The organism is Nonomuraea sp. SBT364 (assembly GCF_001083785.1).
Classification (GTDB): domain Bacteria; phylum Actinomycetota; class Actinomycetes; order Streptosporangiales; family Streptosporangiaceae; genus Nonomuraea.
Genome location: NZ_LAVL01000063.1, coordinates 1 through 24,071 on the forward strand (window position 1 = coordinate 1; position 24,071 = coordinate 24,071).

Consider the following 24,071-nt stretch of genomic DNA (forward strand, 5'->3'; position numbering starts at 1 on the left):
GGAGTCGGAAGAACCGAGCCGAGCCGGAAAAGCGCGATGATGCCCAGCGTGAAGAGCAACTTCTTGCGCAGGTCCGGCGTCCGGAACGCCCGGGTAAACGCGGTCAGCACGGTCCCTCCTGCGCGTCTCTGATGCTGCTGGTCTGAACCGACACCCCATCTTTTCTAGCCAACGTTTCCGGTCCCGCTCGGCAGATCGCCCGCCAGTCATCGACGGAATCCTGCCAATCGCCCGTCCGGGCCGGAGTGGACGCTCTCCGGGATCGCCTGCGGGCTAGGCATTCGCTCGGCGCAGGCGTCCGGCCGCCTGTGCCCGCAGCGCATCGCCGCCCGCCGGGGAGCCACCGCACAGTGCCATCTCCCGGGCGTTGTACGCAGCCATCCACACGCCCGCCGCCCACGCGATCTCCAGCTCCGAGGGCGTGAACCAGCGTCCCCGAAAGCCCTGATAGGCCGCCAGGAACACTTCGGAGCTTTCGATCGGGGCCAGCGCCGGCGGCCCGGCACTGGCGAACGACCCGCTCGCCGCTCCCACCAGCGCCGCCTCCGGCTGCCACGCCAGGCTGTCCCAGTCGTGCACCGCCCACACCTGCCGCCCCCGCCATCGCAGGTTCTGCGCCTCGAAGTCGGCATGGCCGAGCACGCACGGCAGACCGCCGGCTAGCAGCCGCCCCCGGGCCCGCTCAGCCGCCTCGACGATGTGCCGGGGCACGACACTCTGGTCCAGGCGGTCGAGGAAGTCGATCGCCGGCCACGTCCCGGCACCGGTCTCCTCCCAGCGCACCCAGGGCGGGTTCGGCAGCGGCGGCGCGACGGTCACGCCGGCGAGTTCGGCCATCAGCCGAGCGAAAACCTCCGCGCAACGCACCGCCATGTCCGGCGAGTCCCCGTGCAGCACCTCGCCGCCGGGCCGGTATTCCTCAGCGTGCACGGCCAGCGCACCGACACCGGCCACCGGCGTCAGCGGCCGGGGACAGGGAAATGCGCGCTCGGCCAGCCGGGCCTGCGCCGCGACGCACGACGCCGCCCGGCCGTCGTCGGCACGCGCCTTGACCACCACGTCCCGGCCACCGGCCAACCGCAGACCGAACACTGCCGAGACCTGCTGCGACCGGAACAACACATCGGCGGGTTCGCCGCCCAGATGGTCAAGGCACCAAGCCGGCAACCACTCAGGCAACTCGTCCAGCGACACCCTCGGTTGCGTCCACGGGAGTGGTGTACGAGTTTGACCTGGTCAAGAGGCGTGGCGTCGTGAAATGGTGACGGCCATCGCGTGATCCTTCGAAGGCGCAAACCCAAGATCGAAGGAGGCACGTGATGGCCGCGGACAACAGTGTGACGCCCGGGCAGTGGCTGGCGAAGCAGATCGAGACCGGGGACCCCGACTTGTTGCGATCCATGGTGAAGACCATGGCCGAGTCGTTGATGTCGGCCGAGGCCGACAGCCTGTGCGGGGCAGGCTACGGCGAGCGCAGCGAGGAGCGGACCAACCGGCGCAACGGCTACCGCACCCGCGACTGGGACACCCGCGCGGGATCGATCGAGCTGGCCATCCCGAAACTGCGCTCGGGCTCGTACTTCCCCGACTGGCTGCTGGAACGCCGGCGGCGGGCCGAGCAGGCGCTGATCAGCGTCGTGGCCACCAGCTACCTGCTGGGCGTCTCGACCCGCCGCGTCGACAAGCTGATCGAGCAACTCGGCATCAAGCACATCTCCAAAAGCCAGGTCTCGCAGATGGCCAAGACGCTGGACGCCCAGGTCGAAGCCTTCCGCACCCGCGCTCTCGACGCCGGCCCGTACACGTTCGTGTGGCTGGACGCGCTGACGCAGAAGGTGCGTGAGGGCGGCCGGATCATCAACGTGCACGTGCTGGTGGCGACCGGCGTCAATGCCGACGGCCGACGCGAGATTCTCGGCCTGCAGGTCACCAGCGCCGAAGATGGCGCGGGCTGGCTGGCCTTCCTGCGCGACCTGGTCGCCCGTGGCTTGTCCGGAGTGCAACTGGTCATCTCCGACTGCCACGCCGGCCTGGTGGCCGCGATCGGCGCCACGCTGGCGGGCGCCTGCTGGCAAAGATGTCGTAGCCACTACCTGCGAAATCTCCTGACCTGCGTCAGCAAGTCCGCGCAGCCCTTCGTGGCCACCCTCGTGCGCACCATCTTCGACCAGCCCGACGCAGTGATCGGCAGCGACACACCCACCCAGAACTCGCTCCCGCAGACACTCACCGCTTAACCTGCAGAAACAGGATCACGCGAAGATCGATTCATACACCACGTCCGTGGACGTGACCACACCCTCAGGACTGTGTCATGGGCGCCGAGCCCGGCGGAAGGGAGGGGTGTGGACATTCAGGCCGCTTCCCGGCCAGGAGCATGGGGGGGCCGACTCTCGCTCGCAGAGTCAGAGAGAGGCCCAGCAGTCGCCGGGAGCGGGGGTGCCGGACGCCTCGCCAGTCAACGAGAGCAAAGCGCCCGGCATGGGGTGTGACGCATGCATCCGGTCACCGAATGCCCGCAGAACCATCCTGGTGCCGCGACGGGAGCGGGCCAAGGGAGTGGACTGCCATCTTCCGCCGTCTTCCTGCCAGCGGACGCGTCCGCGCAGGCTCGAAATCGAGGGCGGGCGGCGAACTGATGTGGTCACCCGCACGGGTCAGGCTTTGTCGAGGGTGATCCCGAGCTCGACCATGGCGGGCGAGGGAGGGCCGCCTTCGGAACGTTCGGTTTTCCGGCCCGGGATCCTGGGTGCGAGCGTGCGGGGATCGATGGCCTCCACCGGTGCTCCGGTGGAGTAGAACCCCGTCGGCTGCTGATCGCGGTCGTGGGGGGCCAGCCAGAACACCCGCCGGCGGAACGTCCCTGAGGCCGGAGAGCCTTTCGCCCCCGGCCCGAGCACCGCGTAGCCGACCATGCGGCCATCTCGGTGGTAGGCGGGCTTGCGGCGGCGGCTCGGCAGCCGGTCGAGGCTCTGGCGGACGTAGTCGAGGTCCTGGATGTCCTCGAGCCACACCAGCTCGGTCTCGTGCCTGAGGTCGTCGGGATCGATGGAAGCACTCATCGCGGCAGCCCTTCACCACCGAGCTCGGAGATCAGGCCGAGCCCGGGATAGAACTTGCGAGAGTTGGACAGGAGCATTTCCTTCGGTGAGGCCATCCCGAGCGTGTCACGTACCCGCGCCGCGAAAGCCCGGGCCGACACCGGGGTGGCTCCTTCACTTCCGCACCAGCGGGTGTAGGCAGTGTAAAGATGCGCTTGCTCAGCACGCAGTGTGGGGGCGAGTTTGCACGCCTCCGCGATGAATCGTCCGACCACGTCCTCCGTTGCCTCGTAGGCGTCAGTAGCGAGTCTTACCCGCTGCGGGCCGGACAAGTCCTTTTCGCCGTTCAGATAGCGGCGGGCTCCGTCGACCAGCCAGGCGAGGATGCCGGCGCCTTCCTCCTGGACGAGGATGCGCGCGAGGTTGTCGATCTTGTGCTCTTCCGCCACGACGCGTTCGAACGGGATGAGCCGCAGTCGCCTCCAGAACGCGAAACCACCCGTGGTGACCTCGGGCTGGTGGTTGCCGAGCAGCCAGAGGTGGTGGGTGGGGTCGAAGCTGAAGAAGTCCTGCCGCATCCGGCGGGCCTTGATCTTGTCCCCGCCCGTGAGCAGCTTGACGCGGGCCTCGTCGAAACGGTCGCCCGGTTTGAGCTCCGAGCACACGACGATGCGGCGCCCATGCAGTTCGGCCAGGTCCGTCGGATGCCCGTCGAAGGTCTTGGCCATGAGGAAGCCCGGCGGGGCCGCGTCGGCGTAGTCGCCCATGAGCTGAAGCAGCACTTCGACCAGGACCGACTTGCCGTTCTTGCCCTGCCCGTACAGGAACGGCATCACCTGGGCGCCGACGTCACCCGTGATCGAGTAGCCCAGGAGGAGATGGAGGAAGTCGATCGTCTGCCGGCCGTCGGCGTCGTCACCGAAGGTGTCCTTGAGGAAGCGATGCCACCGAGGCGTGGGTGCGGATTCGGGGGCCAGCGTGGTGGATCGCGAGTGCAGATGCGTGGCCGGGTCCGGCGGCGAGATCTGACCGGTGCGGAGGTCTACCACACCTGCCGGCGTGCACAGCGCGTAGGGGTCGGCGTCGAGCGTCGAGGGCGACAGCACCATGCCTGGCGCGGACTTGGCCTGCGTCAGCAGGGCGTTCATCCCGGTGGTCGACAACGCTCGGCGCCGGTGGCGCCGGAGCTCTGCCGAGGTGTGGCGGCCCCGCGTGTCGAACACTGCCAGCTGCTCAGCCATCTCGCCCGCCGCCCACATGACGGCGTCGCTCTCGTCCAGCATCCAGCGATGTCCCGCCCACCGGAACCAGCCCATGCCCGGCACATGCCGGAAGTCCCGCCCGTAGAGCCCCACGAAGAGCTTGGCGTTGCCGCGGTCGGTCAGCGAGTCGGGGAACAGCCCGTTTCCCGAGGCGATGGGCTCCTCTGTCAGGCGTACGCTCGCCGCGGGCTGCTCCGTGGAGACATCGGACAGATCAAGGATCTGCTGAGCTGCGGCCACCGGGTCGAAGCCCCCCGGGCCGGTTGAGGGGGTCATGGTCGTCCTTGGAGGGGGTTCGCGCTACGCGGGTCCGCGGTCCCGCGACACACAATGATCTCGGAGTGTCGACGGCTTCGGCGAGGCCCTACCGGCACGGCCGCGGGCCGTGTGTGGGGAGAGGCGGGTCTGGGATGGTGAGCGTCGTGGCGAAGTCGCTGCGTCACATGATCCCTTCCCGTAGCGGGCTCGGCGGCGGATCGTCTGGACCCGCTGCCTGCGGATCCATGTCCAATGCTGGTGTACGTGGGCGACTGAAGCGACTGAAGCGACCGGGACTCGAAGACGGTAGTACAGACTAGCCGACACCATGGCAGGAGCGTGGCATGGCGCCTCCGGGACACGGCAGCGACTGAAGTTGAGTCGCTCATGGCGTTGGTGCTTGAGTCGCTGCTGCCGCCATCGAAGGAATGCCTGGTAGAAGCCTTGTTACAGCCAGGGAGGAGCGACTGAAGCTACTGAGAGTCAGTTCTTATGACGTCGTCAGAGAATCTCTCTAGTGAAGACATATATCCCTACCCAGCGTCGCTTCGGTCGCTTTCCGAGGGGCGAAGATGGCGTTGACCTGGTGTTTCGGCCAGCGACTCAACAGGCAGCGACTGAAGAGGGCCGGGGAGGCTGAGTCTCTGGTCGCTGCGTTCTCTATGCGCTGAACATCGGCGCCGGGACGAACAGCGACTCAAGCGACTCAGGCCCCGTATCGGGGCAAACACCTGCGCCCGCCGCCACCCTCAGCGACGATCACGAAGAGCAACCCCGGTGGTGGCTGGACGATGGGACATAGTCCCCAGACGGCGGGACATGGGCCCGGACCAGCCGTTCATCTAGCGTGTGCCGCAGCCTACAAGGAGGAACGCGATGAGGATCGCCGTGCATGGGGCTAGCGGTTTCACCGGACGGCTCACAGTGGCCGAAGTGCGCCGGCGCGGCTTCACCCCGGTGCTGGCCGGCCGGGACGAGGCACGCCTGCGCAAGGTGGCCGCCGAGGTGGGTGCCGCCGCCGCCGAGGTGAGGGTGGCCGCGCTCGACGACGGCGACGCTCTCGCCGATGTGCTGCGCGACTGCGAGGTCGTGGTCAACTGCGCCGGGCCGTTCGCCGCGCTGGGGGCGCCCGTCATCCGTGCCGCCATCGCCGCGGGTGTGCCGTACGTGGACACCACCGGCGAGCAGCGCTACATCCGGCGGGTGCTGGAGGAGTTCGGGGCGGCCGCGGCGCGGGCCGGGGTAGCGGTGGTGCCGGGCATGGCCGATGACGGCGGCCCCGGGGACATGATCGCGCGCCTGGTGGCGGACCGGCTCGGGGCCGACCCGGCCCAGATGGTGATCGCCGATCTGAGGTCGTCGGAGGGAGCGGCCTCGCGGGGCACCGTGCGGACGATGGCGGCCGTGTTCGCGGAGGGGCCGGTGGAGTACGCGGACGGTGCCTGGTACCGGGTCACCGATCCGGCGCAACGCCCCCCGCTGGTCATACGGCACGCGGAGGAGGAGGTGCCGGTGTCGGCCTTCGCACTGCCCGGCCTGGCCACCATCCCGCGGCATGTTCGCGCTGGCCGGGTGCGCAGCGTGATCAGGACGGAGGTCGCCGACCTGATCGCGTCGTTCTCCGAAGACCTGATCGACAGTGTTCCCGAGGTCCCGGACGAGGAGGACCGCCGCGCCGACCGCTGGCTGATGCTGGCCGAGGCCACGGCTCCCGACGGCCGCCGTGCACGCGGCCGGGTGACGGGCGCTGACGCGTACGGCGCGACCGCGGTGATCGCCACCGAGGCCGCCCGCCGCCTCGCGGCCGGCGGCGCGCCGGCGGGCGTGCTGGCGCCGGCGCAGGCTTTCGACGCGGCGGACTTCCTCGGCCATCTGGCCGCCGCCCACGACGTCGATTGGCACGTGGATGCCGTGATGTAACGGCTGCAGTCGTGATCACGGTCGGTGTCGCTGGTTGAACCGGCCCACCTTGGACCGGTTGCCACAGACCTCCATCGAGCACCAGCGGCGACTGCCGTTCTTGCTGACGTCGAGGAACCACAGCACGCACTGCGGGTTGGCGCACTTGCGCACCCGCTCCGGCCGCTCGCCCAGCACCCGCACCAGGTCGGCCGCCGCCGTCCAGGCCGCGTGCCACTCGGGCGCGTCGACCACCACGAGCTCGTACGGCCCCGCCTCGCCCAGGCGCGGCCGCCGGTTGCCGTGGTCGAGCACGGCGTTGAGCCGGTCGGGACCGCCGCCGCCGAGCAGGGCGCGCATCGCGTCGCGGGCGGCCACGAGCCGCTCGCGTGCCCGCTCGGCGGCGTCCGCACCGGGCAGGTCGTGATCGGCGAGCCAGGCGCGGACCCCGTCGAGGTCATCGAACTGGTCGATGAGCCTGCCCTGCTCCATCCACACGGTGTCGACCAGGTCCAGCCCCATGGGCTCGCCCCGGAGCGGCCGGATTCTCATATTAACCCCTGAAGCGCATTTGACCGGTTATCGACCAGCATGCTATCACTTAACCGTCTAAACCACTTTGACCGGTTATGAGGATGTTGTGACCCTTCGCTACCGCACTGCCGTCATCGACGGACTCGACGTCTTCTACCGCGAGGCCGGTGACCCGTCGGCACCCACGCTGGTGCTGCTGCACGGCTTTCCGACCTCGTCCATCGCCTACCAGGAGCTGATCTCCGAGCTGGCCGACGAGTTCCACCTGATCGCGCCCGACTACCCGGGGTTCGGGCACAGCTCCGCGCCCGCCGCCGCCGAGTTCGCCTACACCTTCGACCGTCTCGCCGACGTGGTCGGCACGCTGCTCAACTCCCTCGGGCTGCGCTCGTACGCCCTCTACGTGCACGACTACGGCGCGCCCGTCGGCTTCCGGCTGGCCGTGCGGAACCCCGAGCGGATCGCCGGAATCATCACGCAGAACGGCAACGCCTACGAGGAGGGACTGACGCCCTTCTGGGAGCCGTTCAAGCGGGTGTGGGCCGATCCCGCCGGCGCAGATCTGGCGCCGCTGCTGGCCACCTTCACCCCGGAGGCGACCCGCTGGCAGTACGCCCACGGTGTGCCCGACGTCTTCCTGGTCAACCCGGACAAGGCCGCGCTCGACCAGGCGCTGCTCGACCGGCCGGGCAGCCACGAGATCCAGCTCGCGCTCTTCCGCGACTACGGCACCAACGTGGGGCTCTACCCGCGCTGGCAGCAGTACCTGCGCGAGCACCGGCCCCCGTTGCTGGCCGTCTGGGGCCGCAACGACGAGATCTTCGGCCCGGACGGCGCGCGCGCCTTCGCCCGTGACCTCCCTGACGCCCGCGTCCACCTGCTGGACGCCGGCCACTTCGCCCTGGAGACCCGCGGCCGTCAGATCGCCGGGCTCGTCCGCGACTTCCTCCGCGGCCTGCCGGACCGGCCATGACGGGGACCACGCGGCGCCGGCGCGCCGCCCGCGCGCCGGTCCGGGGCGTGCTCGTCTCCACCGGGGCCACGCTCGCCGGTTTGCTCCTGCTGGCGGCCGTCACGGAGGTGACGGGGCTGGGGCTGTTCGCCCTGCCGTTCGTGGCCAGCGCCGGGATCGTGGCACTCGCTCCAGGCGCGCCGTTCGCGCAGCCGCGCAGCATCGTGCTCGGGCATCTGAGCGGGGCGCTGGCCGCGCTGGGCGGCGTCGCCGTCGCGGGCCCGTCGGTGTGGACGGCAGCCGTGGCAGCGGCGCTCGCGACGGCGCCGATGCTGCTACTGCGCGCGCCGCATCCGCCCGCCACGGCGACGGCCGCTCTGGTCGGGATGAGCGCCCCGGATCCGCTCTACCTGCTCACCCCCGTCGTGGCGGCGAGCATCCTGGTGATCGCCGGCGGGGTGGCGCTCGGCAGGATGCTGCCCGGGCAGCGTTACCCGGCCTACTGGCTCTGAGGCACCCCACGACCGGCCGGCGGGGTCGGCGGATACGAGGGCGGCGTTCACGCTCACGATCCTGCGGCCCCGCCGATCTCCCTCCTGGGCGAGATCATCGGCCTGCGTGCCGGCCGCCGCGTCGCCAGACCGCTGACCGAGGCGGACGGGCCCGTCTACCAGGATCGAGCCGGGCCGCCGGGCATCGGGCAGGTCGCATGGTGCGCTGAAGCGCGACATTTCTATCCCATCGTCTTTATCTCTGGATTCAGGGATAAAGTCGTCCCATGGACCTGCTCAGTGACGCGATCATCGCCATGCGCACCGGTGTCCCCCATTCCTCGCGCACGCTCATGCCCGCGCCGTGGGGCATGCGGTTCGCGCCCTCCGACGGCGCCGGCTTCCACGTCATCCTGCAAGGCTCCTGCTGGCTCCTGCTGTCCGGACGGGAGCCGATCCCGCTCTCCCCCGGCGACGTGGTGTTCCTGGCGCACGGACGCGGGCACGCGATCGCGGACGATCCCGCGACGCCGCTGATCGACGTCATCCAGGACCAGGACGGGAACTGGGTGCTGAGCGAAGAGACGGAGTCGCCGCAGGGCGCGAGCCCGGCCACGCTCATGCTGTGCGGCGCCTACCAGCTCAGCCGAACGCGGGCACACCCGCTGCTCAGCGGACTCCCGGACGTCGTCCATCTGCCGGCCAGGATCGGCACACATCCAGCACTGCGCGCCGCCGTCGAACTGCTGGGCGCCGAACTGGAACGGCCGGGGGCCGGCTCCGACGCGCTGGTGCCGGCGCTGCTCGACTCTCTCCTGCTCTACATCCTGCGCGCCTGGCTGCACGAGCACGGCGAGCAGGCGGTCACCGGCTGGGCTGCCGCACTGGCCGACCCGGCGATCGCCACAGCCCTGCACGCCCTGCACCGCGAACCCGCCCGTCCATGGACGGTGGAGGAACTCGGCGCGCGCGCCGGCCTGTCGCGCGCGGCCTTCGCGCGGCGCTTCACCACGGTCGTGGGCCAGCCGCCGCTGGCCTACCTGACGTGGTGGCGCATGACCGTCGCCAGCCGGCTCCTGGCCACCAGCGACGTCTCGCTCCGCGTCGTCGCCGAACGTGGCGGCTACTCCTCGGAGTTCGCCTTCGCCAAGGCGTTCAAGCGGGAGTTCGGGGTGCCGCCCGGCAGATACCGGAGGCAGCGCGACGACAGGGCCGTGAGGCTCCCCCATCCGGGCTGAGCCAGGTGATGCTGGGTTAACCTGGGGATATGCGCTTCGGGGTGCTCGGTGAGGTGCAGGTATGGGATCGGGACGGGAGATCGGCATCGATACCGGAGACGAAGGTCCGGGCGTTGCTGGCCGATCTTCTCGTGCACATCGGGAAACCGGTGGCGTCCGACCGCCTGATCGATGATCTCTGGGGAGACGATCTTCCCGCCAATCCCATGAGCGCGCTGCAGTTGAAGGTCTCCCGCCTACGTCGCGCCCTGGAAGAGGCGGAGGAGGGCGGCCAGAATCTGGTGGTGTCCCGCCCGTCGGGATACCTGCTGACCGCGGACCCCGCAACGGTGGATTCCACGGAATTCGCCGCTCTCCTGTCGCAGGCCAAAGAGCGCAAGGATCCCGCCCTTCGCGCGAGGCTTCTGGCGGAGGCGCTGGCTCTCTGGCGAGGCCCCGCCTTCGCGGACTTCGCCGAGAAGGACTTCGTCAGGCCGGCCGCCCATCGTCTGGAGGAACAGCGACTCGCGGCCTGGGAGGCTCACGCACAGGCCCGGCTGGAACTCGGCGAGGTCGACATCGTGCTGGGCGAGCTGAGCGACATGGTCGACCAGTACCCGCTGCGCGAAATGCTGCGGGCCCTGCACATGCGCGCGCTGTATCGTGCCGGTCGCCAGGGGGATGCGCTGGCCAGCTACCAGGAACTGCGCGACCGCCTGGCCGGCGAGCTGGGTCTGGACCCCGGACCCGAGCTGACCGCCCTCCATCAGTCGATCCTGGAGCAGGATCCGGCGCTGGCCGCCCCCCGCTCCGTGGACCTTCCGTCCACGAATCTGCCCGTCCCCCTGACCCGGCTGGTCGGCAGGCAGGAGGCCATGGGCGAGGTGCGCACACGCCTCACCACGCATCGGCTGGTGACGCTGACCGGGGCGGGCGGGGTGGGCAAGACACGCCTGGCGGTGGAAACGGCGCGCGAGATGGCCGACGAGTTTCCCGACGGGGTGTGGCTGGTGGAGCTCGCCGGGCTGCCGCCGGCGAAACCCGGGGAGCCGCCCTCGCCGCACTCGGCGGAAGCCGTACGGATCGCCATGGAGGTGACGGGCGTCATGGGGGTCCGTGATGCGACCGGCTTCGGCGCCGAGGTGCGACCCGTGCTGGAACACCTCGCCGACGCGTTGTCCGGCAAGCGTGTCCTGCTGGTGATGGACAACTGTGAACATGTCCTGGAACCTGTCGCGGCACTGGTGGAAAGCCGGCTGGCGGACGCTCCGGAGCTGCGGGTGCTGGCGACCAGCCGAGAGCCCCTCGGGGTCACCGGCGAAGTGGTCTGGCCGGTGCCGCCCCTGTCGCTTCCCGATCCGTCGGCCGCGACGTGCCTGGCGACGCTCGAACGGTCCAGCGCCGCACAGCTGTTCGTCGAGCGCGTATCCGCCGTCGTGCCGTCCTTCGAGCTCGATGACGGCAACGCCGCGAGCGTCGCGGAGCTGTGCCGGCGGCTGGACGGACTTCCGCTGGCTCTTGAGTTGGCAGCCACGCGCATGCACGTGCTCGGCGTGGGCGAGCTGGTGGACCGGCTCGACGACCGGTTCCGCCTGCTGGCCGTGACGCATTCGACGGCCCCCACCCGGCAGCAGACACTACGCGCCATGATCGACTGGAGCTGGGATCTCCTCGGCGAGCCTGAGCGCGCCGTGCTGCGCCGCCTGTCCGTACACCCGGAGAGCTGCACGCTCGAGGCTGCCGAGGCGGTGTGCGGCGGGGCGGGCGTGCCCGCCGAGGACGTCCTCGATCTGCTGGCCCGGCTGGTGAACCGATCGCTCGTGGTCCCCATGCACGAGCCGACGGGGGTGCGCTACCGACTGCTTGAGTCGGTGGGGGCCTATTGCCAGGAACGGCTCCGGGAAGCCGGTGAGCTCGACCGGATCCAGGACCGGTACAGGCAGTACTACGTGGAGCTGGCCAAACGGGCCGAGCCGTTGCTGCGCGGGCGCGAGCAGCGAACATGGTTCGACCGGCTTGACCGGGAGAGCGCCAACTTTCGCTGGGCGCTCGACGATCTCGTACGGCGGGATGCCGCCGCCGCGCTCGTCCTGGTCAATGCCCTGGCCTGGTTCTGGTTCCTTCGCGGGCGGTTGTGCGAGGCGCTCGCGTCGTTGCGGCGAGCCCTGGCCGCCACCGGCGACGCGCCCGCTTCGCTCCGGGCCGTGGCCATGGCCTGGGTCGCGGCCATGAGCCTGCTGGCCCATGGCGGAGCCGCCTGGCGCCGGCATGCGCAAGAGTGGCGGCGGGCCGCCGACGCCATCCATGACCCAAGCGAGCGGGCCCGGGCCCAGTGGTTCCTGGGCTACGCCATCTACAGCACCGCGGCGGATCTGCCCACGAGCAAGGACTTGGCCCAGCAAGCGCTGGCCGCCCTCTGGGCGCTCGACGATCGGTGGGGAATAGCCGCGGCGTCGAGCACTCTGACCAACCTTTCCAGGGCTGCCGGCGACCTCGAGGCGCTGAGGGAGTACGGCGCGCAGAGCCTGGAACTCTTCCGGGATCTCGGTGACCGCTGGGGGCAGCTGCAGAGCACCTACCCGCTGGCTTCACTGGCGGAGGTCAAGGGTGACTACGGCGAAGCGGCCCGGCTGCATCGTGCGGGGCTGCGGATGGCGGAAGAGCTCGGCAGCTGGACCGACGTCGTCGACCGGCTGTCGGGCCTGGGCCGGATAGCTTTGCTGTCTCGCGACTTCACTCGCTCTCGTGAGCTCCACGAACAGGCCAGGACACTGGCGATCAAGCAGAACTACGAGTCGGGCAAGGTGTACGCCGAGTGCGGCCTGGCCCTGACGGCACGCAGGGAGGGCGAACTCGATCTTGCGGAGAGGATGCTCGAGTCCCTGCTCGACTGGCACAAGGAGATCGTCTTCCTGCCGGGGAACGCGTTGCTCCTCACCGAGCTCGGGTTCGTTGCCGAACTTCGCGGTGACGCCCGGAGTGCCTGGGACAGACATCTGAGCGGCCTTGCTGCGGCCCGGGCGACCGGTGATCCCCGAGCGGTCGCCCTCGCCTTGGAGGGGCTGGCAGGAGCGCTGGTGCTCGCCGGGCACCCTGACCGCGCCGCAGGGCTGCTGGGAACGGCCGACGCGTCGCGGCGGCAGGCCGGGGCGCCGCTCCCCGAGGCCGAGCGTGAAGACGTCGACCGGATCAGCTCCGCCGCGCGCGCGGCACTCGGGGCGGAGGGGTTCGCCGCGGAATTCGAGAGGGGCGCGGCGGGCGGGGACGACCATGTGGCCCACCTCCTCGATCACCGCGAACGCATCTGACCTCCTCGCTTCTTCGCGGGGCGGGCATTCATCCTGCCTGCTCGTCCGCAGGCAGCCGGAGTACGAAGGAGACGCCCCCGAGGGGCGAGTCCTGCGCGTGCAGGGTCCCTTGATGGGCCAGCGCTATGTTCCGCGCTATCGTCAGCCCCAGGCCCGCGCCGCCCTGCCCACGGCCACGCGCGGCGTCCAGCCGGACGAACTGGCCGAAGACGCTTTCGCGGTCCGCTTCCGGAATGCCTGTCCCGTCGTCGGCCACCGTGAGCTCGACGGCGCCGCCATCCCTCCGGATCTCCACCTGTACCGCGTGGCGAGCGTGTCTCTGCGCATTGTCCAGCAGGTTGGCCACCAGACGGTTGACATCGGTACGGACGCCCCAGACGCTCAGGTCGCGGTCGTCACGAAGGTCGACGCGGAGTGTGTGCCGCCGCCTGGAGAGCTCGGCCCGCACCAGCTCGGCCAGGTTCACCGTTTCCCGTTCAGAAGCTGCGACCGCCCGCACCCGTACCAGCATGAGCAGGTCCGCGACGAGCTTCTCGAGCCTGTTGACGTCGTGCAGCGCACGCGTCACGAGTTCCGCGAGGTCTGCCTGATCGGGGTGGAGCTGAGCTTCCTCCAACGTGAGGCGGAGGCCGGCCAGAGGGGTGCGCATCTCGTGGGAGGCGTCCGCGGCGAACTGCCGCGCCTGCTCGATCGTCTCGGGCGCCGGGCTCGCCGGCTGTGGAAGTTCGCTGTCGGAAAGGCAGACCGTCGTGCAGCCGTGGCCGTAACCGGCGCCCGCACGCCGTGTCTGGTGCTTGTCCACCTCGTTGCCTCCTTCTGGACCGTGGCTGCGCTTCTCAAGCGGCGACGCAGTCGGGGACGGCGGACACGTGGGCGCACTCGATCTCGCACCACACGCTGGTACGCGACGGCCCCTGCGCGACACCCCAGCGCCGGGAGAGGCCGTCGACGATGACAAGCCCGCGTCCGCGCGTGGCGTCGATGTCGTCGTGGCGCAGCTTCGGCTGTTGCGAGCCGCCCGCGTCGCGGACATCGATGCGCACCACATCGTCGAGGTGAGTCACCTCGACGGTGAAACCGCCCGATTCGGAGTGCTCGATAGCGTTCGCGGCGAGTTCGGAGGCCGCCAGGACCGCGTCGTCCGCGGACGGATGACAGGCCATGAAGTCACTTACGAAACGCCTCACATGCTGCAGTTCCGGCAGCCTTGCCGTGAACCGGCGCACCTGGCCCTCATGTGCGTCGAGCATATTCATGATCGACTTCCTTCCCCTGAGCGGCAGATGTGGACTTGGCCGTGAGTCCCTCCGACTGCGTCAGCCCCCGCATCTGCCTTCGAGACCCAACCTGCCACTGTGTGATGTCGATCCGTTGTCGGTGACGTGGCTGTCGCTGTCGGTTCGCTGTCGGCCGCCCTGGTGGCGGCGAGCGAGCTGCGGCCACGGCGCCGGCGGCCGCCGTTCCGTAGTCGCTGCGTACCAGGTGGAGGCACGGATCGATGCCGTCGGACGTCAGCACGTCACCGTCGTCCACGTAGAGCCGGTCAGGGCGTAGCTCGACGGCGGGGAAGCGGCGGCGAAACTCCTCGGACCGAGCCCAGTAGATGGTGGCACGGCAGCCCCCCGCGGCATGTCGCAGGGCCCGCAGGAGGTGGGGGTCGATGTCGTCGCGGGCGCCGGTCCCGGTGACGATCACCGGGTCGGCGTCGTCGAGGATCTCCAGTTCGTGCGAGGTGATCTGGAGACTGCCGCCGGCCGCGACGACGGGACGGCGACGACCGCTATCCCGGTGTATGGCCCGAACCTCCTGATAGCTGGCATTCGGGCCACTGCCCTACCGATCGGCTGCACTGCAGGGTGGAGGCAGCGGGGCACGACCGTTCCCCGCGAAGGGGAGAACGTCATGTCCTTGCACGTCATCGTCGGCGCCGGAGCCACTGGGGCGGCCACCGCCCGCCTGCTGGCAGACTCCGGCGAGCAGGTCCGTCTTGTCACCCGGAGCGGTAGCGGCCCAGTCCATCCGCGGATCGAACGGGTGTCCGCCGACGCCCGAGACGCCGCCCGGCTGATGGAGCTGACCTCCGGAGCCGCGATCCTGTACAACGCCGCGATGCCGGCGTATGACCGCTGGCCTGCCGAATGGCCGCCGCTGGCGGCCTCGTTGCTGTCCGCCGCCGAGCGCGGCGGGGCCGATTACGTCATGCTGGGCAACACCTATGGGTACGGGCCCGCCGACGGGCCGGTGGGTGAAGAGTCGCCGATGGCACCGACCAGCCGCAAAGGCCGGGTTCGCGCGCAGATGTGGCACGACGCCAGAGCCGCTCACGAGGCGGGCCGGGTCCGGGTGACCGAGGTCCGGGCCAGCGACTATCTCGGAGCCGGCGCGTACTCACCGTTCACCCTCATGGTCGGGGCGCAGGTCCTGGGCGGCACCCCCGTTTCCTACCCCGGCGACCTGGACGCGCCGCACAGCTGGTCCTACACCGGTGACGTGGCCCGCACGCTCATCGCGGCCGCACGTCATGAGGATTCCTGGGGGCGGGCCTGGCACGTGCCGTCCACCGCCGAGATCTCGGTACGCCGGCTGGCCGTCCGCCTCGCCGCGATGGCCGGCGCGCCCGCTCCCCAGCTGCGGCACATGCCGTTGCGGGAGCTGGAGGAGATCGGGCGTACTAATTCGATCATGGCCGAGTTCCCCGAGATGTTGTACCTGTACGACCGGCCGAACATCCTCGACGCCTCCTCGGCCCTGAAGATCCTCGGTGTCACGCCCACCCCGCTCGATGAGGTGCTGAAGGAAATGGCCGTCGAGGCCGCTCAGGCCGCGGGTTGACCCGAAGTGCCACTGGACGGCGGAGTGCCCGCCGGGACGCGGTGAAGATCATGTGTTGTCTTCCGGACATCCCTGTGGCTCCTGCGCGGAGATCAAGCAGCGGCGGCTGGCGGGGACCCCTCGCGCGCTCCCCCACGACACCGCCACGGAGAACGCACCGAGCCCCACGCACACCCGTCCTCCGGCCGCTGACCGGAGACACCGGGCGCACCGGGTCGACGCACCGGCGGCCGCTCGCGCGACGCCGGTGGTCCGCACGGGCCCGCCGTACGGGCGGGCGCATCGCTGATGGCGTCGAGCCCGCGCTTCGCGGCTGCCCAGCGCCGCACCCGCCGCACGCCGATGGCCCTCGGCAGGCTGATGGGCGCGTCGGCGCCTGCGGGCGTCACCTCGTACGAGGACAGCCGGCCACGACCCTCCAAGGTACCGTGACGGGCTCAGCCGGGTCCCGCCTGTCGCGATCACGCCCACGCCTCCTGCCACTACGGTTCACTCCGGCTGCTATATGCGGTTCACCGGCCTGCCCGCACCTGGCTGTTGCGGAGTCGCCACTCCCCCGCTCCCCTCTGGTCTGCGGACCCGGTCAGTTTCTCCGCGGCGATACCGCGTCATCGACCAGGGACCGTGCGGACGGAGTGGCTTCGTCATCGTCCAGCAGGTACGCCTCCACCGCCACGGAGACCAGCGTGGAAAGGTGCTCCGCTCCGGTGTCGATGACCAGGTTGTTCAGGACCTCGAGCTCCGCCGGCCGGAACTGCACCGGCCAGAGCACCCGGCGCACGCCCGTCTTCGACCTCGACCGGAGGTTGCGGCGGGGCGGGAAGTGCGATCCGTTGGGACGGCTGACCTCCAGACGGGTTCGGACCAGGAACGACAGCATGCCCTCACCCAGGAAGTGGTCGATGGCGTCCATCGCCAGCTGGGCGTACTCGATGCCCTCGATGCGGCTCATCGCCCGGGCGCGTTCCTTGGCCGAGGGCGTCACGTAGATGCTGACCTGCTCAGGCGTCTGGTAGGCGCTCGACTCCGCCACCACGGCCTTCGGCGCGGGTGACCGGCGTGCGTCGGACTGGGCTGCCCGGGACGCGCGGTGACGCGTCTTGGCCGGAACCGGGGCGGTTGGGATGTCCGGCTCCGGCGATGTGTCCGGCGGCGCGCCACGGTCGTCCGGCTGGGGAGCCGCGGCTTCGCGTTTCTGACGTGGCCCTGCCTCTTGGCCGATCCCCGGGAGTGTGGGTTCCGCGCGGGAGCTGGGCGTGTTCGCCACGTCGGGCTTCGGCGCCTCGGCCTCGACGGCGATGCGGACGCTGGTCTCCACCTGGGGCACCTGGGGTGCCTGGGGTGACGGCACTTCGCGCGGCGCCTCGGGCGCCTTCACTTCGGGCGCCACCGCTGGAGGCGGCATCACCGGAGGAGCCGCAACCGCCGGAGCTCCCCGGGATGCTTTCGGCTGGTCGACCTGCGGCGTGCTCCGCGACTGTTCAGCTCCGGGCCCGGTCTCGGGCCCCGCCTCAGGCGCGGGGCTGGGCGGGGGGCTGGGCGGCTGGGCGACCAGGGCGGACAGGCCGCTCGTGCCTCGCCTGCCGCGTGCCCGCGACATCCCTGCCAGCTTCGGCTGCGGAGGTTTGTCCTCGAAGAACTCGCTGGTCACGCGTACGCCTCCGCTTCCAGGGCCAGCGCCCTCTTGATGATCTCCGCAGTGGCCTCTTCCATCTCGATCGCGGAGGTCTCGGCCGACTCCATGCTGAGAGTCAGTTGATGTTGCCTGGCGTGCTTCTTCCATTCGGGCCCGGCCGACAGGTCGGCCAGTTCGGCGAACACGCGTCCGTGCTTGCGGCACTGGTCGGCGACGTTGACGGCGCGAGTGATCACGGTCTGGAAGATGGGGATTCCGGAGTCGGCGAGGACACCCTCTATCTCGCGTCGCTTCTTGGCGAGGAAGCCGATCTCTCTCACACCGATCACCTCCCCCTCCTCGTCCTTGACCTTGCGCAGGTGCTGGCGGTCGAAGCCGAACAGCAGGACGCCGAGAGGCGTCAAGGTCGGATTCAGCGGCGTGGCCACGTCGAAGACCTCGCTCACCCCCTCAAGGCCCTGGATCGCGCCTTGGTCGAAGCACACGGGGATCAGTACGTACTCGGCGGCAACCGCCGCGAGATGCTGCAGGTCGGCGATGTTCGGCGGGCAGTCGATCAGGATCCACTCGTAGTCGGACGCCACGTCGGCCAGCGCCTGCGCGAGGCTCAGCAAGATCTCGCGGCGGGGGTCGATGGAACGCGTGCCGATGATCGACGCTGTCGTCCTCTTGAGAACCTTCCCACCCGGTACGACATCGAGGTGTGGCCGGACATCCCGGAGGATGTGCAAGGGCCCCGTACCTTCGACGACGTTGATGACGCTCTGCCCCTCATCATCGCCGGGCTTGCCCTGATAACCGAGATCAAGTCCGAGGTTGCCCTGAGGGTCGAGATCGATGGCCAGCACTCGCTGGGCGGATCCGGCTTCGTGCAGAGCGGCCGCCAGCTGAGCCGAGATGTTGGCGGTGGTCGTCGTCTTTCCGGCTCCGCCCTTGTTGTTCAGGACGATGAGTACGCGGCGCAGCTTGGGGCGGATCGATTGGATGATCTCTTCTTTGGTCAGCCCTCGGGCCGCTGTGCCAGTGAGGGGGAAGGTCATGGATCTACTCTCCTGTGCGTGCCGACGGCTGAGCGGAAGGTCGTTCGATCCCGCTGCCGCTTGGGCGGCGAATCGCCCAGCAGAGCAGAGGGAGCCTCGGCTCCTTTAGTAACAGATCTAGGGCGCTGGCGTCATCTTCATCGCGGGCGTGTCGGAGCTTTTGCGCTGGTTCGCTTGTAGCCGCTTGCGGGGGGGCTTCGCTCTTCGAGCGGCTGGGCGTTCCATCGATCCAGGAGGCTGTGCAGGGCGTCAGGGGGTCAGGAAGTCACGAGGTCAGGGGGCAGGCAAGTGCTGCCCTTGCCTATGTCCCGGTGTCCATCGCGTTCTCCAGCACTGTGCGTATGGCTGTTGTCCTATTGGTTGGTTCATCAGGTTCTATCCCTAGCGATGCTTCTAGTGCTTTCACATTTAGCTTCACTGCTGCTACTAGACTTCTTATGACTACTGAATCAGGTATTGCTAAGTATTTTTCACTACCTTTGCATCGATATTTCTTGACGCCTATCGTGACACTGATCTCTCACCCTGACTGTGGGCCTGTTGATGCACCTATTACTCGATGCGACCTGCGGTGATGCTCCGAGCTCACGTGCTGACGGTCATGATCCCATACCGATACCCAGCGTTCAAGGAGCGTATCTCTCGCATCTCCGGGCTGAGAATTGTGCAGTTGCCTTGAGCTCTCTGGTCATGCTCTGCCGTCTCATAAATCCTTGCACGGCGGACGGCTACACCGATGATGTATTCATCCCGCCCTTCGCCGACACGGTCAACAGGGGGGAGAGCATGCACAGTTATGCACGACATGCGCGGGATCCCTCACGGGCCTCCATCGCGTCGATGCTCCTCATCCTGCCTTCGTCGCACGGCCGCCTGCCACTCAGGCGGTACCGTTCGGCGCGGCAGGTCCCTCTCCTGACGCGCGACGTGCAGCTGCTCTGCGAGCCGGATGAGCCCGTGCGGAGATCGGGATCGGAGGGCGCGCCCCATCCAGGGAGGCAAGCGGTCGACGCCGGCCGTGTGAAACACGTACTTACATGGCGCCGAACCGCGCCTCGTGCTGTTGCGCGGTGAGTTCGGTCAGGCGCGGGAGTACCTCGCCGAGCTGCTGTCGGAAGGCGGCGTACCGCTCGTCGGCGACGGCATCAACGATTTCCTGGGCCCACCACCCGATCTCCCGGAGGGTGGGATAGCTCTCCTGAGCCAGCGGCCACTTCATCTCGCGCACCGCACGACGCAGGCCGATGATGTTCTCCGCGAGCTCGTCGTCGATGAGATGGTCGAATTTGGCGCGGTAGCGGACGAGGTCCGATGCCGCCTCCCAGAGGGACAGGGCATGACGGTCGTACCACAGTCCTTCGGCGGACGTAGCCCGGGGCGGAGCGGCCGACAGCCGGTGAGCGCGCTCCTGCCGCTCGCTCCGCGCCAAGCCCAGTTTGGCCGCTCGGTGGCGCAGGATCCGGTTCTCCACCGCCTGCCGCGTCCGAACGTTCAGCGGGGGAGCCATCCTGATCATCGCGATCTGCTTGGCGCATCCGAGCTCGAGTAGGTCACGCTCCAGGCGATCGGCCTCTTCGGGCAGGTGCGGGAAGTATCGGCGGACGTACGCCAGCACCCACAGCGCATCGATGACGTCGTTCGACGTCACCCAGTCCGGCACCCTCTGGCAGGTCAGTACGTATCGGATCACGGCAACTGGCTGCTCCTGCGGGACGTCACGCAGGAGCCCTTCCAGATCCAGGTCGCGTACTTGCCTACGGCGCTCTACAATCGCGGCAATAGCTCTCTCACCTGCGGTTTTGCTGATCTGAGGTTCGGCGCGCTTAGGCATGTCAATAGTGTATTGACATTTATGATCATGATCTGGCTGATCATCCTTCGAGGCCTTTGCAGTAGGTGTCCAACGCGCTTGCACATGTCAGTACGGCGTATGGCTGGCCTGGTGGAAGCTCAGCTGGGCCGCGCTTTGTCGCCGCGAGATGGTCGGGGTTGACGACTACCGCGCGCAGCTCCTGTCGCTGGCCGGCGAGCCGGTGCCGCTGGGGCAGCTGGTCAGCTTCACCGCCGAACCGCTGGTGGCTCGCGCCGTCGTGCTGCATCTGTGCTGGACAGGCGAACTGGCGGTGGACCTCTCCGGCCCATTGGAGGACACCACCATCGTCGGCTGGCCAAGGGTGCGTAGGTCTGGTTCGGCGACGAGCGCCACCAGGTGGTCGGTCAAGGCGCTACCCGCACTCACCTGCGCCGATGCCCAGAGCTGCTTGACCCGCAAGCTCAGGGTTCCAGCAGCCGGTGGGGGCCCGGGCCGTGTTCCGCGAGCGTGTCCGCAGGGTTGACCAGCGCGCACTGCTCGAAGGACAGGCACCCGCAGCCGATGCACTCGGTGAACCGGTCGCGCATCCGCTCCATCTTCTCGATGCGGGCGTTGATCTCCCTGCTCCAGCACACCGACGCGTTCATCCAGAACTGCCGGGTGGCAGGCGCCCCCTCCGGCAGGAAGCCCAGTACCTCTCCGATCACCGACAGCGGCATGCCGACGCTTTGCGAGGCACGAATGAACGCCACCCGGCGCAGAGTACTGCGGTGGTAGCGACGCTGGTTGCCGTCGGTGCGATGGCTGGTGATGAGTCCCTGGCGCTCGTAGAACCGCAGCGCAGAGGCAGGGACGCCACTGCGCCCGGACAACTCCCCGATGGTCAACACATCGGCAATCTCACCTGAAACCGACATACCGCTCACCCTAGCTTGACTTAAACCTTTGTTTAAGCACGAGCCTGTTCGCACGGCGCGACGAGCGCCGCACTCCCTAGCAATTCCGAAGCAATTCCGAGGAGCTGTGTCATGTCCGAGAAGCCGATCAGGCTCGTCGTCATCATCGGCAGCGTCCGGTCGGGCCGATCCGGCCCGACCGTCGCGAACTGGTTCGCTCGTCAGGCCCACCGGCATGGAGAGTTCGACGTCGATATCGTCGACCTGGCGGAGGTCCAGCTCCCCATGACGCTGCCGGATTTCGGATCGGCGCCCTCCCCTGAGGCGGCACAGGCTCTCGGGAGTCTGACACCCCGGTTGAACGCTGCCGACGTGTTCGTCGTTGTGACGCCGGAGTACAACCACAGCTTCCCCGCGTCGCTGAAGAACGTCATCGATTGGCATCACCAGCAGTGGCAGGCCAAACCGGTTGGCTTCGTCTCCTACGGCGGCCTGTCCGGCGGACTTCGGGCGGTGGAACACCTGCGTCTGGTCTTCGCCGAACTGCACGCGGTGGGGATCCGGGACACCGTCAGCTTTCACGGCGCCGGTCAGTTCGATGACAAGGGTGACCCGGCCAGCCCGGAGGGCTGCACGAGCGCAGCCGACATCATGCTTGACCAGCTCGCTTGGTGGGCCCGGACACTGCGCGCGGGCAGGACCGCCCGCCCTTACGCCGCCTGAACCTCACCCACGGAACGCGGCTGCCCGCCGGCCCGCGAAGAGCAGATACCCCACGGAGACAGCAATGACCGAGACAGTACGTCAGTGGATCAGGCAGCACGCCCATCCCCTCACCACCCTTGCCCCCGACGACCCGCTGGCCGATCTGGCCACCCTGAGCGACCTGACGCGCGATGCCACGGTCGTCGCCCTCGCCTCATCGGCCCGCCAGGCCCACGAACTGTCGGCCATCGCCCGCCGGATGCTGAGATTTCTGGTCGAGGAGATGGGATTTCGCTCGATCGCCCTGGAAGGCGACAGCACCGCACGTCTGAAACTCGACGAGTACGTCCGCACCGGCCAGGGCGACGCGCGGGTGCTCCTGGCCGACGCCCGGTCCTTCTGGCAGACCGAGGAGATCGTCGAAGTCATTCAATGGATGCGCGCTCACAACGAACGGCACCCGAACGACCCGGTCCGCTTCGCCGACGTTCCCGACCGAGCCCCCCTGCAGCTCAGCAATTCGCCGGAGATGGTCGGCGACGCCATCGAACAACGCCTGGCCGAGGACACGATCTGGTGGCACGAACGCGTCGGCGACAAGATCGTTTACTGGGGCGGCCTCGCACACATGGTCAACGGCGCCACGCGGACGGTCTCACCTCAGTCCCCGCCGCTCACGCACCGCACCGCGGGCAGCTACCTCCGCGAACGCTTCGGCAGCGGCTACCTGTGCATCGGGCTGACCTTCCACCATGGGTCGCTGCCCTACCATGTCCCCGCCCCGCCGCCCGACTTCGCCGAGACACCGCTGGGCGATGCCGGCCTGGACTCCTTCTTCTTGGACCTGCGCGCGCAGAGCCCGGCCCCGGTTCGCGCCTGGCTCAACGCTCCGGCCAGAACTCGCCTGATCGGCCCCGTCTACGACCCCGGCAACGACGCCGCCCACCACCTTTCCGGCGGTTCGCTCGCCGAGTGGATGGACATCGTCGTCCACCACCGGCAGGTGACACCCGTCCACCTCATCAGCCGCTGATCCGCCGAAGCGCCAGGCCCTCGCGCGCCCTGCCGGGGGCTGGGACGTTCTCCCGACAGTGATCTTCGGCTGGCTAATGCCAACTTCGATGACGCAACCATCGATATTCCGACGTGAGTCGAAGTGACAGTGCCCAGGTCGGGAGCAGCTCTCACTGCCACCTTTGGTGCGTCCGGACAGCAGTTGTCCGGCGCGCTCGCAGATGTCAGTAGGCGCGTGTACAGCAGGAGGCTCGGCCAGGGAAATGATGACGGTCTGGCCCCGGCGGTTGGCGTTGGTGGTGGCGCCGGCGTCCGGTGAGTCGTTCGCGTCGTGGGTTGATCGGATGGCCCTGCGGAACGGATGTCCGGCGTCGACGATGGTCGAGGCGTTGGGGCTGATGTACGTAGGTCAGGTGACGTCCGTTCACCGGCGTACGGGGTCGTCACGATGCCCGAGACGTGAACAGGACTTCCTTGACCCCAGCTCGGCGCCACGTCGGACGATGGCGAGCACCGCGTCCTCGGTGAGGAACGCCGCAGGCACCGGCAGCGGCCGGCCTCGCCGCGCGGGCCTTCGATCGTCGGGGCAGAATCGCCCCATGACGGAACCCGCTACATCGCCCGGGTTCGAGGAGCAGGTCCATATTGAGCCGTATGACCCGGCCTGGCCGATCCGCTTCAACACCGAAGCCGACGCAATCGCCGCAGTCATCGGTAGCTGGATCACTGGCGGTATCCATCACGTTGGAAGTACTGCCGTCCCGCACCTCGCCGCGAAGCCGGTCATCGACATCATGGTCGGCGTCGCTGACCTGGAGTCGTCACGGCCATGCATCGACCTGCTCGCCGCACTCGATTACTGGTATGCGCCGTACCGAGCCGAGGTGATGCATTGGTTCTGCAAACCCCGACCGAGTCGGCGCACGCATCACCTTCACCTGGTGCCCACGGGTAGTCAGCGCTTCGTCGACGTCCTGGCGTTTCGTGACTACATGCGGGCACACCGAGACGCCGCAGCCGAGTACGAGAGGCTCAAACGGAATTTGGCCGTCCGACATGTGAATGACCGCGAGGCCTACACCGAGGGGAAGACCGAGATGGTGACCAGGCTCACTGAGGTGGCCCGGCGCCGGACTGCCACTCGCTGATCGGTTCAGGCCGCCCCGGGCGACG

19 protein-coding genes and 1 pseudogene are annotated in these 24,071 nt (G+C 68.8%); 10 read left to right on the forward strand and 10 right to left on the reverse strand.

Annotated elements, in window-relative coordinates; genetic code table 11:
• Window positions 1-273: 273 nt before the first annotated feature.
• Window positions 274-1,194, reverse strand: coding sequence for a phosphotransferase (locus ADY59_RS25440; protein ID WP_049566547.1), 921 nt, complete (start codon window positions 1,192-1,194; stop codon window positions 274-276).
• A 125-nt stretch (window positions 1,195-1,319) separates the two neighbouring features.
• Here ADY59_RS25440 and ADY59_RS25445 point away from each other — a divergent pair.
• Window positions 1,320-2,180, forward strand: a pseudogene (locus ADY59_RS25445) (IS256 family transposase); the annotation flags it as partial.
• Window positions 2,181-2,657: 477 nt separating this feature from the next.
• Here ADY59_RS25445 and ADY59_RS25450 read toward each other — a convergent pair.
• A complete protein-coding gene (locus ADY59_RS25450; protein ID WP_049566549.1) occupies window positions 2,658-3,062 on the reverse strand; it encodes a DUF6009 family protein in 405 nt (134 codons plus the stop codon).
• Window positions 3,059-4,579, reverse strand: a complete 1,521-nt coding sequence (locus tag ADY59_RS25455) for a DNA primase family protein (protein ID WP_053175150.1) — start codon at window positions 4,577-4,579, stop codon at window positions 3,059-3,061. Before ADY59_RS25455 ends, ADY59_RS25450 begins: the two co-directional genes overlap by 4 nt.
• An 858-nt stretch (window positions 4,580-5,437) precedes the next feature.
• On the opposite strand from ADY59_RS25455, the gene ADY59_RS25460 reads away from it, so the two are divergent.
• Window positions 5,438-6,481: a saccharopine dehydrogenase NADP-binding domain-containing protein gene (locus ADY59_RS25460; protein ID WP_049566551.1), complete on the forward strand. Its 1,044-nt coding sequence runs from the start codon at window positions 5,438-5,440 to the stop codon at window positions 6,479-6,481.
• Between the two features lie 15 nt (window positions 6,482-6,496).
• Here ADY59_RS25460 and ADY59_RS25465 read toward each other — a convergent pair whose 3' ends face one another.
• The gene (locus ADY59_RS25465; protein ID WP_049566553.1) at window positions 6,497-7,012 is read right to left on the reverse strand and encodes a CGNR zinc finger domain-containing protein; all 516 of its coding nucleotides are present in this window, start codon (window positions 7,010-7,012) and stop codon (window positions 6,497-6,499) included.
• Window positions 7,013-7,100: 88 nt separating this feature from the next.
• On the opposite strand from ADY59_RS25465, the gene ADY59_RS25470 reads away from it, so the two are divergent.
• The 4 genes from ADY59_RS25470 to ADY59_RS25485 all read left to right on the forward strand — a co-directional run bounded on the left by ADY59_RS25470 (window position 7,101) and on the right by ADY59_RS25485 (window position 12,962).
• Window positions 7,101-7,967, forward strand: coding sequence for an alpha/beta fold hydrolase (locus ADY59_RS25470; RefSeq protein ID WP_049566555.1), 867 nt, complete (start codon window positions 7,101-7,103; stop codon window positions 7,965-7,967).
• Window positions 7,964-8,458, forward strand: a complete 495-nt coding sequence (locus ADY59_RS25475) for an HPP family protein (RefSeq protein ID WP_049566558.1) — start codon at window positions 7,964-7,966, stop codon at window positions 8,456-8,458. The genes ADY59_RS25470 and ADY59_RS25475 overlap by 4 nt, the downstream gene beginning before the upstream one ends.
• Window positions 8,459-8,724: 266 nt before the next feature.
• Window positions 8,725-9,675, forward strand: coding sequence for an AraC family transcriptional regulator (locus ADY59_RS25480; RefSeq protein ID WP_049566561.1), 951 nt, complete (start codon window positions 8,725-8,727; stop codon window positions 9,673-9,675).
• 29 nt (window positions 9,676-9,704) lie between these two features.
• On the forward strand, window positions 9,705-12,962 hold the full coding sequence (locus ADY59_RS25485; RefSeq protein ID WP_049566563.1) for an AfsR/SARP family transcriptional regulator: 3,258 nt from the start codon (window positions 9,705-9,707) through the stop codon (window positions 12,960-12,962).
• Between the two features lie 28 nt (window positions 12,963-12,990).
• On the opposite strand, the gene ADY59_RS25490 is transcribed toward ADY59_RS25485, so the two are convergent.
• On the reverse strand, window positions 12,991-13,764 hold the full coding sequence (locus tag ADY59_RS25490; RefSeq protein ID WP_053175153.1) for a sensor histidine kinase: 774 nt from the start codon (window positions 13,762-13,764) through the stop codon (window positions 12,991-12,993).
• A 34-nt stretch (window positions 13,765-13,798) separates the two neighbouring features.
• Complete coding sequence (locus tag ADY59_RS25495) at window positions 13,799-14,218, reverse strand: ATP-binding protein (protein WP_049566566.1); 420 nt, start codon at window positions 14,216-14,218, stop codon at window positions 13,799-13,801.
• A gap of 646 nt (window positions 14,219-14,864) precedes the next feature.
• On the opposite strand from ADY59_RS25495, the gene ADY59_RS25500 reads away from it, so the two are divergent.
• Window positions 14,865-15,794 carry an NAD-dependent epimerase/dehydratase family protein gene (locus ADY59_RS25500; RefSeq protein WP_049566628.1) on the forward strand — a complete coding sequence of 310 codons (930 nt, stop codon included), beginning with the start codon at window positions 14,865-14,867 and terminating at the stop codon, window positions 15,792-15,794.
• A 583-nt stretch (window positions 15,795-16,377) separates the two neighbouring features.
• Here ADY59_RS25500 and ADY59_RS50280 read toward each other — a convergent pair.
• From ADY59_RS50280 to soxR, 4 genes are all read right to left on the reverse strand, one after another.
• Entirely contained in the window at window positions 16,378-17,112 is a 735-nt protein-coding gene (locus ADY59_RS50280; RefSeq protein ID WP_156325727.1) for a hypothetical protein, read from the reverse strand.
• Window positions 17,113-17,441: 329 nt separating this feature from the next.
• On the reverse strand, window positions 17,442-18,470 hold the full coding sequence (locus tag ADY59_RS25510) for a ParA family protein (protein WP_049566570.1): 1,029 nt from the start codon (window positions 18,468-18,470) through the stop codon (window positions 17,442-17,444).
• A 1,033-nt stretch (window positions 18,471-19,503) separates the two neighbouring features.
• Window positions 19,504-20,301, reverse strand: coding sequence for a hypothetical protein (locus tag ADY59_RS25515; RefSeq protein WP_156325728.1), 798 nt, complete (start codon window positions 20,299-20,301; stop codon window positions 19,504-19,506).
• A gap of 443 nt (window positions 20,302-20,744) precedes the next feature.
• Window positions 20,745-21,200 (reverse strand): redox-sensitive transcriptional activator SoxR, encoded by a 456-nt coding sequence (soxR, locus tag ADY59_RS25525; protein ID WP_049566578.1) that lies wholly within the window; start codon window positions 21,198-21,200, stop codon window positions 20,745-20,747.
• Window positions 21,201-21,311: 111 nt separating this feature from the next.
• Between soxR and ADY59_RS25530 the strand changes: the two genes are divergently transcribed.
• The 3 genes from ADY59_RS25530 to ADY59_RS25540 all read left to right on the forward strand — a co-directional run bounded on the left by ADY59_RS25530 (window position 21,312) and on the right by ADY59_RS25540 (window position 24,046).
• Entirely contained in the window at window positions 21,312-21,902 is a 591-nt protein-coding gene (locus ADY59_RS25530; protein ID WP_049566580.1) for an NADPH-dependent FMN reductase, read from the forward strand.
• 64 nt (window positions 21,903-21,966) lie between these two features.
• On the forward strand, window positions 21,967-22,917 hold the full coding sequence (locus tag ADY59_RS25535; protein WP_049566583.1) for an erythromycin esterase family protein: 951 nt from the start codon (window positions 21,967-21,969) through the stop codon (window positions 22,915-22,917).
• A 580-nt stretch (window positions 22,918-23,497) separates the two neighbouring features.
• Window positions 23,498-24,046, forward strand: a complete 549-nt coding sequence (locus ADY59_RS25540; RefSeq protein ID WP_063780783.1) for a GrpB family protein — start codon at window positions 23,498-23,500, stop codon at window positions 24,044-24,046.
• The last annotated feature ends 25 nt before the right edge of the window (window positions 24,047-24,071 follow it).

Coding starts and splice junctions, on each gene's coding strand:
- ADY59_RS25475 (WP_049566558.1), top strand. CDS start 7,964: ATGACGGGGACCACGCGGCGCCGGCGCGCCGCCCGCGCGCCGGTCCGG.
- ADY59_RS25515 (WP_156325728.1), bottom strand. CDS start 20,301: ATGCCTAAGCGCGCCGAACCTCAGATCAGCAAAACCGCAGGTGAGAGA.
- ADY59_RS25495 (WP_049566566.1), bottom strand. CDS start 14,218: ATGAATATGCTCGACGCACATGAGGGCCAGGTGCGCCGGTTCACGGCA.
- ADY59_RS25510 (WP_049566570.1), bottom strand. CDS start 18,470: ATGACCTTCCCCCTCACTGGCACAGCGGCCCGAGGGCTGACCAAAGAA.
- ADY59_RS25455 (WP_053175150.1), bottom strand. CDS start 4,579: ATGACCCCCTCAACCGGCCCGGGGGGCTTCGACCCGGTGGCCGCAGCT.
- ADY59_RS25540 (WP_063780783.1), top strand. CDS start 23,498: ATGACGGAACCCGCTACATCGCCCGGGTTCGAGGAGCAGGTCCATATT.
- ADY59_RS25535 (WP_049566583.1), top strand. CDS start 21,967: ATGACCGAGACAGTACGTCAGTGGATCAGGCAGCACGCCCATCCCCTC.
- ADY59_RS25460 (WP_049566551.1), top strand. CDS start 5,438: ATGAGGATCGCCGTGCATGGGGCTAGCGGTTTCACCGGACGGCTCACA.
- ADY59_RS25450 (WP_049566549.1), bottom strand. CDS start 3,062: ATGAGTGCTTCCATCGATCCCGACGACCTCAGGCACGAGACCGAGCTG.
- ADY59_RS25530 (WP_049566580.1), top strand. CDS start 21,312: ATGTCCGAGAAGCCGATCAGGCTCGTCGTCATCATCGGCAGCGTCCGG.
- ADY59_RS25500 (WP_049566628.1), top strand. CDS start 14,865: ATGTCCTTGCACGTCATCGTCGGCGCCGGAGCCACTGGGGCGGCCACC.
- ADY59_RS25480 (WP_049566561.1), top strand. CDS start 8,725: ATGGACCTGCTCAGTGACGCGATCATCGCCATGCGCACCGGTGTCCCC.
- soxR (WP_049566578.1), bottom strand. CDS start 21,200: ATGTCGGTTTCAGGTGAGATTGCCGATGTGTTGACCATCGGGGAGTTG.
- ADY59_RS25485 (WP_049566563.1), top strand. CDS start 9,705: ATGCGCTTCGGGGTGCTCGGTGAGGTGCAGGTATGGGATCGGGACGGG.
- ADY59_RS25465 (WP_049566553.1), bottom strand. CDS start 7,012: ATGAGAATCCGGCCGCTCCGGGGCGAGCCCATGGGGCTGGACCTGGTC.